Consider the following 13,201-nt stretch of genomic DNA (forward strand, 5'->3'; position numbering starts at 1 on the left):
TCATCCCGGAAGGCAGGGCGAGAAGACCGCGATCACCACCGCGGGGCCCTCCGAGGCGAGGCTCACGGTAACGCCCTCCTCCGAGATCCAGCCCTGCCTTTCCGGGGAAGGGTCGGCGTCGGCGAGAGGTCGCCACACATCGGGATCCAGGCTTTCGCCGAGGTCGTCACGCACGCCTTCCGCCTCCGAGACGTCGGCCGCGACCGCGAGCACCCCGGTCGCCGTCAGCACGACCTGCTCGGTGTCGGCGGGACGCGAGCACGCCTGTGTGCGCGGCTCGGCGGTTTCCAGCGTTCGCAGCACCTGCGGGTCCACAGCCGATGCCTGAGCGACGAGATCGTCGAACACCTCGTTCATCCGGCGATCCGCCGCATCCGCATCCATCGACGAGCACGCGCTCAGCGCGAACACGGCGAGCAACGAGGCGGCGGCGAGGCCCGAGCGCGCCCTCACGGTCTCATCACCTCCAGCACCTCGTAATCCGCCGCCACGGGCTCCGTGACCTGGACGCCGAGCGACGCGAGATGATCCAGCAGCCACCCGTCGTACCAGCCCTCGACATCGCAGGGCGAGGAGGTGTCGACGTAGTCGGATGCCGGGATGCCGTAGACGTACACGGCGCGACAACTCGCGTCGGCCTCCAGTTCGGGGCCGTACTGGTCGTCGGTGACCCCGGCCCGATCAGCCGCGAGGAAGGCCGGATAGTAGTTCTGGTACTGGTACCAGTGCATGGCCTCGTGCACGAACACGGGCCAGACGGACGACTCCATGCCCGGATCCCATGCCAGGAACAACCAGCTCGGATACCGGGTGGAATAGCAGCCGCCGACGACGATCTCGTACCCGGTGCGTTCGGAGAGGTGATAACCGCAGTTCTCGTCCCCCGCATCGAAAGCGACCTGGACACGGTCCGCGCCGATCGAGGCCAGGAACGCACGCCCGTCCGGATCCGGCCCGGGCATCGCGCTCCCGCCGGGGTTCGGCACGGCCAGCAGCGGCGATTCGGTCCCCGTCTTCCACTCCTCGACCTGCGCGTGCTCGTCGTCCCAGGCACGACGATCGCTCTCGTAGTCGGCCGTCGCCTGCTGGGTGGCGCTCACCTTCTCGGAGGCTGCGGCGAACGTGTCGGCGATCGCCGACTCCTGCTCGGGGCTCATCACGCGCGAGGCGAGCAGTCGCTCCCGCTGCTGCCAGATGAGCCATGCTCCCCCCGCGCCGGCAGCGAGCAGGATGATGAGGACGAGACTCAGCGAGAGACCGACGATCCAGCCCGCGCCGCGACGGCGGCGCGGCGCGGCGGCAGGGACGGTCTGCGGAAGGACGGGCGGCGATCCGGCCTCCGGCGGGGCCGGATCGAACGTCACGCCATCGCCCCTTCGGTGGGCTCTGCGGCTCGCCGTTCGAAGGCGCGTCCGGTGGTGACCGATGGCGTGATGCGCACCAGGACGTCCTTGACGGTGGGAGCCCAGGGCGCCGAGGCGAGCGCTTCGAGCGCCGCGATCTCATCGGAGTGGTCGACGGCCGCTGCCGTTCCGCGCACGACCACGCTCCAGGCATCGTGCGCACTGTGGTCGTCGACCTCGAACAGCACCTCGTCACGGGCGGTGAGCTCGAGCAGTTTCGTACCCGGCGCGGTGCGGAACAGGATGCTGCGCCCGTCGAGCGCGTAGCCGACCGGGAACACGTCGATGCGCTCACCGATCCTGGTCACCAGGCGGCCGACCTCCTGCGTAGCGAGCAGGCGCCACATCGCCTCCTCGTCCAGCACCCGTACCCCATCCGCCTGCGTCGTGTCGCTCATGAGCCCATCCTGGCCCAACCGGCCCCCGCGCGCACGAGATCGTTCTCTCCCCAGGCGCTCAGATGCGCTCATGCTCCCGGAGTACGCTGAACCGGTCGCCGCCCACCACCCGATGGGCGGCGCTGTGACGAGGTTCGAGGAGCGACGGTGAACGAGGTGCCGGCCCCCCAGCAGTTCCAGGTGGATCTTCGCGGGGTGATCGATCTGCTCAGTCGGCACATCTACTCGAGCCCCCGTGTCTTCCTGCGCGAGCTCCTGCAGAACGCCGTCGACGCGATCGCCGCGCGTCGCGCGCTCGATGGCGGCGGCGGTCGCATCCGCATCACCCCGGCAGGGCTCGAAGCACCCGAGTTCATCATCCGCGACGACGGCATCGGCCTCACCGAGAGCGAGGTCGCCGATCTGCTGGCGACGGTGGGGCGCAGCTCCAAGCGCGACATCTTCGACCTTCCGCGCAGCGACTTCCTCGGTCAGTTCGGCATCGGGATGCTGTCGTGCTTCATGGTGTGCGACACCATCGTGATCCGCTCGCGAAGCGCCGCCGGAGGACCCGCCGTCGAGTGGGTCGGGCGTTCGGACGGGACCTTCGCCGTGCAGCCGTTCGACGGCGAGATGCCGGTCGGCACCAGCGTGCACCTGACCCCGCGCAGCGACAGCGTGTCGCTGCTCACGGCTGCGACGGTGTCGGAGCTCGCCGAGACGTTCGGCCGCTACCTGCCGGTTACGGTCGTGGTGGATCTGCCCGGCGGCGGCGAGACCACCGTGACCGAGCCCGCCCCCTTCCTCGACGGCGATCTGGAGACGCGGCTGGCATACGGCCGCGAACTGATCGGCGTCGAGCCGCTGGACGCGATCGAGCTGACGGTCGCCGCGACCCAGACCCGCGGCGTCGCCTACGTGCTGCCGTTCGCCCCGCCCCCCTCTGCACGTCAGAGCACCCGCGTATACCTGCGCCGGATGCTGCTGGCCGAGCGTGCCGACGACCTGCTCCCGGACTGGGCGTTCTTCGCGCGGGCGGTCATCGACTCAGGCGGGCTGCACCCGACCGCCAGCCGCGAGGCGCTCGTCGACGACGACGCGCTCGAGCAGACCCGCAGCGAGATCGGCGACGCGATCCGGCGATGGATCCTGGAGCTGGCGTTGCGCGAGCCGGCGCGGCTCGCGCAGTTCGTCGCCGTCCACGAGGTCGCCCTGAAATCGCTCGTCCGCCACGACGACGAGCTGGCCCGCTTCATCGTGCGCTGGCTCTCGGTCGAGACGACCGCGGGGCGCGTGCGGATCGAAGAGCTCGTGCGCCGCTCGCCGGAGGTGCGTTACGCCGAGACCGTCGACGAGTTCCGTCAGCTGGCGAGCATCGTGCCGCCCGGGACGCTTCTGGTCGACGGCGGCTACCTCTACGACGCCGAGCTCGTCCGCTTGCTGCCCGAGATCTTCCCCGAAGTCACCGTGGAGCGCGTCGAGGTCGGTGCCGAGATGGACCGGCTTGATCTGCCGCCGCTCGACGACCGCAACGCCGCCCTCGATCTCGAGCGCCGCGCTCGTGCTGCCCTCGGCGACGTCGACGTCTCCGTGCGCTCGTTCGAGCGTCGCGAGCTGCCCGGCCTGTTCGTCGCGGATCCGCAGGCGCTCCGGGCTCTCGACCGGGGGCGCGCCCGCGGCGCCGCAGGCTCGCTGTGGTCAGGCGTCCTCGACCGCGCCGAGAAGGCCGTCTCCGCAGCGGACGCGGATGCGGCACCGCCCGCCGCCAGGTTGTGCCTGAACTGGGGCAATCAGACCGTCCGCGCCCTCGCCGCGGCCGGCGACGCGGCCGTCTTCGACAGCGGCATCCGTCTGCTGCACGTGCAGTCGCTCCTCGCCGGCCATCACCCGCTCAGCCCGCGCGATCGCGCCGTGATGAGCACCTCACTCGCGGAGCTGCTCGACAGGGCACTCGCCGCCAGCCACGACCCGGAAGGAGCAACATGACCGGTTACGCGACCCGCATCCGATCGCTGTTCGACGAGATCGACCGCACGCCCTGGGGGCCCGCCGAGCGGGCATTGGTCGCCCAGGCGGTGGCGCTGGCGCAGGAGAGCGGCGACGAGCGCCTCGAGTACGAGGCGCGGATGCGGCAGACCGCCAGCGCCAACATGGGCGGCGACACGGATCTGATGCTCACCTCGTTCGCGTGGTGCCTGGGGCACCACGACGCCGACCCCGAGCGCTTCCCCGCCGAGCTGGAGCCGGCCGGCGACCTCATGTGGCACTACAAGTGGATGGCGGGCGCGCTCCGCGGCTCGCCCGAGTTCTCGTCCGAGCAGATCACGGCCGTGCTCGATGACATGCAGACGCATTACGAGCGCGCCGGTCACGGCATGAGCGGCGTGCTGATGGCGCGCTTCGAGGACGCGTGGTCGGCGGGACGCATCGACGAGGCGGCCGAGCTGCGACGTCGACTCGACGCCACGCCCCGCGACGAGTACAGCCACTGCGACGCCTGCACGCGCAGCCAGTTCGCCGGATTCTTCGCGGAGACCGGCGACGAGGCGGAGGCGATCCGTCTCGTCGAGGAGCTCGTGGAGGGCGGCTTCACCTGCGGCGAGGAGCCCGAGCACGCCCTCGCCCGCTCCCTCCTGCCCTACCTGCACGCCGGGCGCCCGGATGAGGCCCGGGCCGCGCATCTGCGCAGCTACCGCCTCGCGAAGGACAACGCCGACAACCTCTCGATCGTCGCGAAGAACATCGTCTTCTGCGCCATCACGGGCAACGAGGCACGCGCCCTCGCGCTCGTCGAGCGTCACCTGCCGTGGCTCACCCACGACGGACTGAATGCCAGCGCGCACCTGGAGGCGCTCGCGGCCTTCGCCGTTGCGTTGGATGCGGTCGCCGCCGCGGGGCATCCCGACGCCGCGGTGCGCGGCTCCGACGCCGAGGCGCTCGTCCCTCTCATCGGCGCTCACGAGGGTGTCTGGCCGGCCGCCGAGCTCGCCGCGCGCATGTGGGACGCCGCCGCCAGCATCGCGCAGGCCTTCGACGCTCGGAACGCGACCGACGCCCAGAGCGCCTGGCTCGCCGGACAGCGCGCGGTCGGCGCCGAGCGCTACGAGGTGCCGATCAGCTCCCACGACTTCGCCGCCCGGTCCTCCGTTCCCGCTCCCCGCACACCCGCGGAGCGCGTCGAGCGCGCGCTGACCCTGCACCAGCTGGGCTCGATCGCCTCCCTCGAGGCGATCGTCGAGGCGCTGGACGACGCGGACGTCGAGCAGCGGGTTGCGCTCACGCACGGGCTGCTCGCGGTGCTCATCGCGCTCGGTCGCCTCGACGAGGCCCAGGCCGCGCTACCGACGCGCATCGCCGCCCTCCGCGCGGCAGAACGCGTCGCGCAAGCGGAGCTGGAGGAGGAGCTGGGGCTCCTGCTCTACGGCGCCGACGCCGACGACGCGCCGGAGACTCTCCAGCGAGAGCTCGACGAGCGCCACGAGGCACCCGCCGGGGTGCGCGCGGACCTCCTCGCTACGATCGCCTTCCTCCGGCTCAAGGATCAGACGGCCACCGAGCCCGACGATCGTCGACGCACCGCGGAGATGTTCGCCGAGGCGGCGGAGCTGTTCGCCGAGGCCGGGGAGGCCGGCCCCTCGCACTCGCAGCGCTGGATGCAGGCGGACATGACGGCGGCGGCGGGAGACCTCCCCGAGGCCATGGCCCTGCTGGAGGCTCTCCTCGCGGAACACGACCTCAGCGACGCGCGTCGTGCGCGGGCCCTGCTGCTGCGCGCCCGCACCCGCGGCGCACTGACCGAGTACGCCGCGGGCGCCGCCGACGCCGACGAGGCGATACGCATCCATCTGCTGGCCGGTGCCGACGACCGGCTCGTGAGCGATGTCTTCTTCCTCGCGGGCGCACTGCACGAGGATGCGGGCGCCATGGTCGAGGCTGTCTCTCGCTACCGTGTCGCCACCGAGCGCCGGGAGGCCACGGGCGCTCCGGCGACGGACCTGCGCTTCCGGCTCGGCCGCGCCCTGTTGGGCGCGGGTCTCAGCGAGGAGGCCATCGAGGTGCTCGATCAGGTGCTGCAGGAGGAGACGGCCGCGGAGGAGCCCGCCGGCTCGCGTGCGATCACCGTCGGGCTGCTGACCCGTGCGTTCGAGCAGGCGGGACAGTTCGGCAACGCGCTGGGCGGCTGGGAGTTCGTCGCACAGCTGCACGAGGAGGCGGATGAGCCCGCCGCCCGTGCCTACGCCCTGAAGGAGCACGGACGGCTGCTCGGCCGCTTCGGCGAGATCGACGACGCGATCGACTCGTTGACGCAGGCCGTGGAGATCGTGCGCGGGGACGAGGAGCAGGTGGGCCTGCTGGCCGACGGCCTCCACACACTCGCGCAGGCGCACCAGCAGCGGGGAGAACTCGAGAAGGTGTTCTGCCTTTTGGACGAGGCCGTCGAGCTCGGACGGGCGAACGACGCCGCGTGGTTCGTCGCCGATGTGCTCGACACGCGCGCACGCGCTCTCGCCGCCGCCGAGCGCACGGACGAGGCCGTGGCCACCGCGCTGCAGGCGGCCGACGGCTTCGTCCAGGCCGGTGACGCGATGTCCGCCGGCCGCTCCGAGTTCGTTGCCGCGCGCATCCTGATGGGCGCGGAGCGCGCCGCGGATGCGGTCCCGCTCTACCGCGCGGCGATGGAGCACGCCGGTGACGACGAGGCACTGCGCCAGACCGCCGCCCTCGAGCTCGGTGACGTGCTGGAGAGCCTCGGCCGGCCGGCCGAGGCGGCCGAGGTCCGCGCGACGCTTCCGGCATGACGATGGTGGCGCGAGATCCTCGCCCCACCATCGTTCCGGCTCAGGCCGCGATGCGGATGAGCTTCTTGTTGACGAACTCGTCCGCCGCCAGCAGTCCCATCTCGCGGCCGGTACCCGACCGCTTGACGCCACCGAACGGCAACTCGGGGGAATCGGCCAGCACGCAGTTGACGTAGACCATGCCGGCCTCGATCCGATCCGCCACACGTTCCGCCTGCGCGGGGTCCGTCGTGTAGACGTAGGAGCCGAGCCCGAAGCTCGTATCGTTCGCCACGCGCACCGCATCCTCCTCACCCGAGACGCGGTAGACCACGCCTGCGGGCCCGAAGAGCTCCTCGCGGTAGACGTCCATCTCGGGCGTGACATCCGTGAGTACGGTGGGCGCATAGAACGCGCCCTCACGGGTGCCGCCGGTCACCAGGCGCGCACCCTGCGCGACGGCCGTGTCGACCTGCGCCTCGAGCCGCTCGGCGGCCGCGAGAGAAGAGAGGGGCCCGAGCAGGGTCTCTTCGGCGAAAGGATCGCCCATGGGCGTCTCTGCCATCGCGGCGGTGAACTTCTCGAGGAAGGCGTCATACAGCTCGTCGACCACGATGAAGCGCTTGGGCGCGTTGCAGGACTGCCCGTTGTTGTCCATGCGCGCCTCGACCGCGGCGGCGACCGTGGCATCCAGATCCGGGGTGGAGAGCACGATGAACGGGTCGGATCCGCCGAGCTCCAGCGCGACCTTCTTGAGGTTGCGACCGGCGATCTCCGCGACGGCGGCGCCGGCACGCTCCGAACCGGTGACCGAGACCCCCTGCACCCGCGGATCGGCGATGACGGTCGCCGCCTGCTCGTTGCTCGCGTAGAGGTTGAGGTACGCGCCCTCAGGCAGACCCGCATCCCGGTAGATCGACTCGATCGCCGCGGACGACTCCGGGCACTGCGGCGCGTGCTTGAGCAGGATGGTGTTGCCGAGCACCAGGTTCGGGGCCGCGAAGCGGGCAACCTGGTAGTAGGGGAAGTTCCACGGCATGATGCCCAGCAGCACCCCGAGCGAGGTCGGGCGGATCACGGCGGAGCCCTCGCCGAGGATGTCGATCGGCCGATCCGACGTGATCTGCTCGGCGTGGTCGGCGTAGAACTCGGTGATGTCGGCGGCGAAGTCCACCTCACCCAGGGCAGCGGCCAGGGGCTTGCCCATCTCCCGCACGGCGCTCGCGGCGAGCTCGTCGCGGCGCTCGCGGTGGAGTTCGGCCGCGCGCCGCACCAGCGCGGCGCGCTCGGCGACCGGCATCTCGCGCCAACGTCGGTAGGCACTCTCGGATGCGGCGAGCTTCTGTTCGAGTTCGACGTCGCTGAGGGCGGGGTAGGTGGCCAGCCGCTCACCGGTGGCCGGGTTCACGACCGCGTATTCGCTGCTCATTCGTCCTCCTTGGTTGTGGTCACAGTCTGCCCTCACCGCCGGCGGCGGCGCAGGCTCTCGGGCGCATCCAGGCTCAGCGTGCGTCCGCGGAAGAAGTCGGGACGCTTGACCGCCTGCCAGATCATGATCACGACACCCAGCAGAATGACGGTCACCCCCAGCACGAAGACGAGTCCCAGACCGAAGATCTGCGAGCCCGAGCCGTAGTCGGGATCCATCGAGTCGACCAGCGTCGTCACGAACAGCACCGCGAGGATGGCCCCGCCCACGAGAGGGAAGAGGAAGGTGAAGACGAAGGTGCGCACCGAGTCGAACCACTGCTTGCGGAAGTACCAGACGCACGCGAAGGCCGTCAGACCGTAGTAGAAGCAGATCATCATGCCGAGGGCGGTGATGGTGTCCCACAGCACGTTCTCGCTCACGAAGCGCATGACCGCGTAGAACACCGACGCCACGACGGACGCGACGATCGTCGCGAACCCCGGGGTGAAGAAGCGCGGACTCACCTTCGCGAACCGCTCCGGCAGTGCGCCGTAGTGCCCCATGGCAAGCAGTGTGCGCGCCGGCGATACGAACGTCGACTGCAGTGAGGAGGCGGAGCTGGTGAGCACCGCGAGCGACACGAGGGCGGCGAGCGGTCCGAGCACCGGACCCGACAGGTGGAAGAACACGTTGTCCTGGATGTCGGGGTTGCCGAGCCCGAACTCCCCGGTGCCGACACCGGCGAACATGATGAGCGAGACGGCGAGCAGCAGGTAGAGCGCGACGATGACGAGCACGGTGATGGTCGCCGCCCGTCCCGGCGTCTTGTCGGGGTCCTTGGTCTCCTCGTTCATGGTGAGGGTGACGTCCCAGCCCCAGAAGATGAAGATCGACAGCGAAAGGCCCGCGGCGAAGGAGCTGAACGACGAGACGGCGAACGGGTCGAACCACGACCAGTCGAACGGCGTCGCATCGAAGCCGTTGCCGTTGACCGTCTCGATGATCGCCGCGATCGCGAAGACGACCAGGACGACGACCTGGAATCCGACCAGCACGTACTGCAGCTTCTGCGTCGTCTGCATGTCGCGGTACGAGACGAAGGTCGCCGCCGCCATGAACGCGAGGCACACCAGGACGTTCACCCCCGGTTGCGCCGCGATGTCGGCGATCGAGGGATTCTGGGTGATCTGGGCGATGAGCAGGAACAGGAAGTCGACGGCGATTCCGGCGAGGTTGGAGAGCACGAGGATGGTGGCGGCCACCAGCCCCCACCCGGCCATCCAGCCGATCCACGGTCCGAAGGCGCGCGTGGCCCACGTGAACGATGTGCCGGAGTCCGGCATGCGCCGGTTCAACTCGCGGTAGCCGAACGCCACCAGCAGCATCGGGATGAAGCCGACCAGGATGATCGCCGGGACCTGCACGCCCACCGCCGAGACCGTGGGTCCCAGCGCCGCGGTCAGGGTGTAGGCGGGCGCGATGCAGGAGATGCCGATGACCACGGCGCCGATCAGGCCGACCGTTCCCGCGGAGAGCCCCTTCTTGGAGAGTCCGCCGGTCTCGGCAGCGACGGCCTGCGATTCGGGTGCGCTCATCATCGAGCCCCTTCTGCGTTGCGGGTGCGTGGCACCACGATCATGGGAACGGGCAGCACGTGCAGCATCTTCGCCGCCGTCGAGCCCAGGAACAGCCGACGCGGCTGCGCGAGCCGGCTCGAACCGACCATGGCGATCTCGCCCGGGAGCCATTGGATCTGCGACACCGCATCCTCGATGTCGGCGCCCTGCGCGCTGACGACGTCGGCGACGGATCCTTCGCCGAGCGAGGCGCGCGCCTGGGCGAGCACCGCCTCGGCATGCGTCGCCTCGGTGAGCCGAATGACGCCGGTGTCGACGCCCGCGGGCAGATCGACCGTTGCGAGCGACAACAGGCGCAGGGGCGCACCCGACGCGCTGGCCAGCCCCGCTGCCTCGGCCAGGAGCACGTCGCCGCCCGGCCGCGTGCCGATCGCGGCGGTGACCCGCTCGATGCCCACGGATGCGGCGATCTCGCGGGCACCCTCCGGAGCGAGGACGACCGGGACGTCGGAGGAGTGCATGAGCTCGTTGGCGACGGTACCCAGGCGGTGGCGTCCGCGGAGTCCGCCGTTCGCGGCGCCCACCACGATCATGCCGGCTCCGAACTCGGCAGCGGCAGCGATGAGGCCCTCGGCGAAGGACTCGCCGTAGCGGACGTGACGACCGTGGGCGACGGTGTCCTTGAGCGTCTCGGATGCTCGGGCCAGCCACTCCCGTGCCCGTTCCCGCACGAGCCGGTCGTACCCCGCGTCGGGCGGCGTGATGACCGAGCGCTCCCCCGGCAAGACCATCACGATCTCCAGCACCGATCCGGTCGCCGCCGCGAGCCGTGCCCCCAGCGCGAGCGCGTCGGCGCCCGCATCCGTCGCGGTGTAGCCGACGACCACCGGGGCGGCCATCAGCGCAGCTCCTCGAGGATCTCGGATGCGGCGCGGTGCCCCATCCGGATGGCGCCGTCGACGTGCTGGTAGCCGGCGCCGGCCATGTCGCTGCAGGCCAGGTGGATGGGCCCGACCGCCGTACGCAGGTCGGCGCCGTAGCGGTGGAGGCCGCCCAGGTCGAAGCTCGCCGCGTACGCGCCGCGGGTCCACTCCTCGCTGCCCCAGTCGCTCTCGTAGTAGACGATCGGGTTCTTGGCCTCGGCACCGTAGTAGTGCGACAGCGATTCGAGGATGCGTTCCTTGCGCTCGGCGGCGTCGAGGCGGAACAGATCGTCGGCGTTGCGGTCGGAGACGAAGCCGACGAGCGTGCCGCGCTCGTCGCCGTGGTTCGTGTTGTCGTACGCCTCGTGCGAGAGCTCGTACGGGCTGAATGCCGTGCCGGACAGCCCCTGCTCCCGCCAGAACGGACGGTCGTAGACGGCGTGCACCTTGATGACGAAGCCCATCGAGATGTGCTGGTGCATCTGCTGCTGCAGGCGCGGCAGCGGCGGCACGAAGGAGATGCGGGGGTACAGCACGGGCGCGAGGGCGAGGATGGCGCGGCGCGCGCGGACCGTGACGGATGCGGCCTCGGCCACGACCCCGCCCTCGTCCCAGGCCAGCGAGCGCACCGGCTGTTCCAGCAGCACGTCCTCGCCCAGGCGCTCCGCGAGCAGCAGCGGCACCTGCTGGAGTCCGCCCACGACGCGCTTGTCGAGGATGAAGTCCGCGTCGACGAGGTGTGAGTAGCTCCCGGCGCTGGCCGCCATGAGCAGCGACTGCAGGAGGGAGAAGGCGTGCGTCGGCTTGGTGAGCATCGCCGAGCCGGTCGCGAAGGCGAGGTTGCGCACCGCCTCGTCGTCGTCGGTCTGCGAACGCAGCCACGCGTCCCACGAGATGGTGTCCCACTCGGCGGCCTTCGGGTGAGCCCACGGACGGTCGGGGTCGATCTCGGCGACCATCGCGTCGAGGTCGGCGGTGATGCGTTCGATCTCGGCGGCCGTGTCGGGCGCGACCGGGAAGACGTCTCCCGTGAACCGCGTCACCGTGCCGTCGGGGCCGACGTAGACACTGTCGCCCTCGCGATAGCGCGAGAAGGTCGAGAGGCCGAGTTCTGCGACCGTGTCGATGAGCGCCTGCTGATCGGGCGACACCCACTGACCGCCGATCTCGAGCATCGCTCCCTCGATCGTGTCGGTCCACAGACGCCCGCCGACGCGATCACGCGCCTCGAGCACGGCGACCGACAGCCCGGCCTTGCGGAGGTCGTTCGCGGCGGTCAGCCCGGCAGCTCCCGCGCCGATGACGACGACGTCCCTGATGATCTCGGTGGTGCTCATCTCACTCCTTCGTGGTGCTCGGGTGTTGTGTCTCAGACGGCGGCGAGGGATGCGGCGAGGACGTCGAGTCCCTCGCCGAGGAGGTCGTCGTCGATAGAGAGGGGCGGCAGGAATCGGATCACGTTGCCGTAGGTGCCGCAGGTCAGCAGGATCACGCCCTCGGCGATGGCGGCCTTCGCGACCGCGGCGGCGAGCGCCGCATCCGGAGCCCCCGTCGCCGGGTCGACGAACTCGACCGCCACCATCGCGCCGCGGCCGCGGACGTCGCCGACGCGCGGGTCTGCCTTCTGGAGCGTCTCGAGGCGGGCGGTGAGGATCGCGCCGATCTCACGGGCTCGCTCGACGAGACCCTCGTGTTCGTACGCGTCGATCGCCGCGAGCGCTGCGGCGCAGGCGATCGGGTTGCCGCCGTAGGTGCCGCCGAGCCCGCCGGCGTGGGAGGCGTCCATGATCTCCGCCCGACCGGTGACGGCGGCGAGCGGCAGTCCGCCCGCAAGACCCTTGGCGGTCGTGACCAGGTCGGGCACGATGCCGAACCCGGCGCTCGCGAACATCTCGCCGGTGCGGGCGAAGCCGGTCTGCACCTCGTCCGCGATGAAGACGACGTTGTTCGCGCGGCACCAGTCCACGAGCGCTCTGAGGAACCCGTCGGCCGGAACGATGAAGCCGCCTTCTCCCTGGATGGGCTCGATGACGAGCGCCGCGAGGTTGTCCGCGCCGACCTGCTTCTCGATCATCGAGATCGCGCGCGCGGCCGCATCCGCGCCGCTCAGGCCGTCTCGGAAGGGGTACGACAGCGGGGCGCGGTAGATCTCGCCGGCGAAGGGGCCGAAGCCGCTCTTGTACGGCATCGCCTTCGCGGTGAGGGCCATCGTGAGGTTCGTGCGGCCGTGGTAGCCATGATCGAATGCGACGATCGCGGGCTTGCCGGTGTACTTGCGTGCGATCTTGACGGCGTTCTCCACGGCCTCGGCACCGGAGTTGAACAGTGCGGTGCGCTTGTCGTGATCGCCCGGAGTCAGCCGATTCAGGGCCTCGGCGACCGCGACGTACGAGTCGTAAGGCGAGATCATGAAGCAGGTGTGCGTGAACTGGGCCGCCTGCGCCCGCACGGCCGCCACGACGCCGGGGTGCGCATTGCCGACCGAGGTGACGGCGATACCGGAGCCGAGGTCGATGAGCGAGTTCCCGTCGGCGTCGACGACCACCCCACCGCCCGCGGCCACCGCCTGGATGGGCACCGTGTGACCGACGCCGGCGGGAACCGCCGCGGCCTTGCGCGCCAGGAGCTCCAGGGAGCGCGGGCCGGGGATGGCGGTGACGAGGCGCCGCTCCTGCGGCAGCGAGGGTCCGCCCAGGGGCGCGGTGGTGACGTCGGCGATGCTCATGGCCGCG

At 70.7% G+C, this 13,201-nt stretch carries 10 protein-coding genes; 2 read left to right on the forward strand and 8 right to left on the reverse strand.

The annotated features are described in order from the left end of the window. From SK224_RS01050 to SK224_RS01060, 3 genes are read right to left on the reverse strand one after another with little or no spacing between them, the layout of a single operon-like run. Entirely contained in the window at positions 1-453 is a 453-nt protein-coding gene (locus tag SK224_RS01050) for a hypothetical protein (RefSeq protein ID WP_320432996.1), read from the reverse strand. Further along, entirely contained in the window at positions 450-1,364 is a 915-nt protein-coding gene (locus SK224_RS01055; RefSeq protein WP_320432997.1) for a hypothetical protein, read from the reverse strand. The genes SK224_RS01050 and SK224_RS01055 overlap by 4 nt, the downstream gene beginning before the upstream one ends. Next, complete coding sequence (locus tag SK224_RS01060) at positions 1,361-1,801, reverse strand: pyridoxamine 5'-phosphate oxidase family protein (protein WP_320432998.1); 441 nt, start codon at positions 1,799-1,801, stop codon at positions 1,361-1,363. Before SK224_RS01060 ends, SK224_RS01055 begins: the two co-directional genes overlap by 4 nt. 147 nt (positions 1,802-1,948) lie before the next feature. Here SK224_RS01060 and SK224_RS01065 point away from each other — a divergent pair, with 147 nt between their 5' ends. Continuing rightward, positions 1,949-3,766, forward strand: coding sequence for an HSP90 family protein (locus SK224_RS01065; RefSeq protein ID WP_320432999.1), 1,818 nt, complete (start codon positions 1,949-1,951; stop codon positions 3,764-3,766). After that, a complete protein-coding gene (locus SK224_RS01070) occupies positions 3,763-6,579 on the forward strand; it encodes a hypothetical protein (protein WP_320433000.1) in 2,817 nt (938 codons plus the stop codon). Before SK224_RS01065 ends, SK224_RS01070 begins: the two co-directional genes overlap by 4 nt. A gap of 40 nt (positions 6,580-6,619) precedes the next feature. Here SK224_RS01070 and SK224_RS01075 read toward each other — a convergent pair whose 3' ends face one another. Genes SK224_RS01075 through gabT form a run of 5 tightly spaced genes read right to left on the reverse strand, consistent with a single transcriptional unit; the run spans position 6,620 to position 13,194 of the window. Next, on the reverse strand, positions 6,620-7,987 hold the full coding sequence (locus SK224_RS01075; protein WP_320433001.1) for an NAD-dependent succinate-semialdehyde dehydrogenase: 1,368 nt from the start codon (positions 7,985-7,987) through the stop codon (positions 6,620-6,622). Positions 7,988-8,019: 32 nt separating this feature from the next. Then, on the reverse strand, positions 8,020-9,567 hold the full coding sequence (locus tag SK224_RS01080; protein ID WP_320433002.1) for an APC family permease: 1,548 nt from the start codon (positions 9,565-9,567) through the stop codon (positions 8,020-8,022). Continuing rightward, positions 9,564-10,445: a universal stress protein gene (locus SK224_RS01085; RefSeq protein WP_320433003.1), complete on the reverse strand. Its 882-nt coding sequence runs from the start codon at positions 10,443-10,445 to the stop codon at positions 9,564-9,566. The genes SK224_RS01080 and SK224_RS01085 overlap by 4 nt, the downstream gene beginning before the upstream one ends. Continuing rightward, positions 10,445-11,806 carry an NAD(P)/FAD-dependent oxidoreductase gene (locus tag SK224_RS01090; protein WP_320433004.1) on the reverse strand — a complete coding sequence of 454 codons (1,362 nt, stop codon included), beginning with the start codon at positions 11,804-11,806 and terminating at the stop codon, positions 10,445-10,447. Before SK224_RS01090 ends, SK224_RS01085 begins: the two co-directional genes overlap by 1 nt. A gap of 32 nt (positions 11,807-11,838) precedes the next feature. Continuing rightward, complete coding sequence (gene gabT, locus SK224_RS01095; protein WP_320433005.1) at positions 11,839-13,194, reverse strand: 4-aminobutyrate--2-oxoglutarate transaminase; 1,356 nt, start codon at positions 13,192-13,194, stop codon at positions 11,839-11,841. Positions 13,195-13,201 lie beyond the last annotated feature (7 nt).

This window comes from Microbacterium sp. BG28 (assembly GCF_034044005.1).
In the GTDB taxonomy this organism is placed as follows: domain Bacteria; phylum Actinomycetota; class Actinomycetes; order Actinomycetales; family Microbacteriaceae; genus Microbacterium.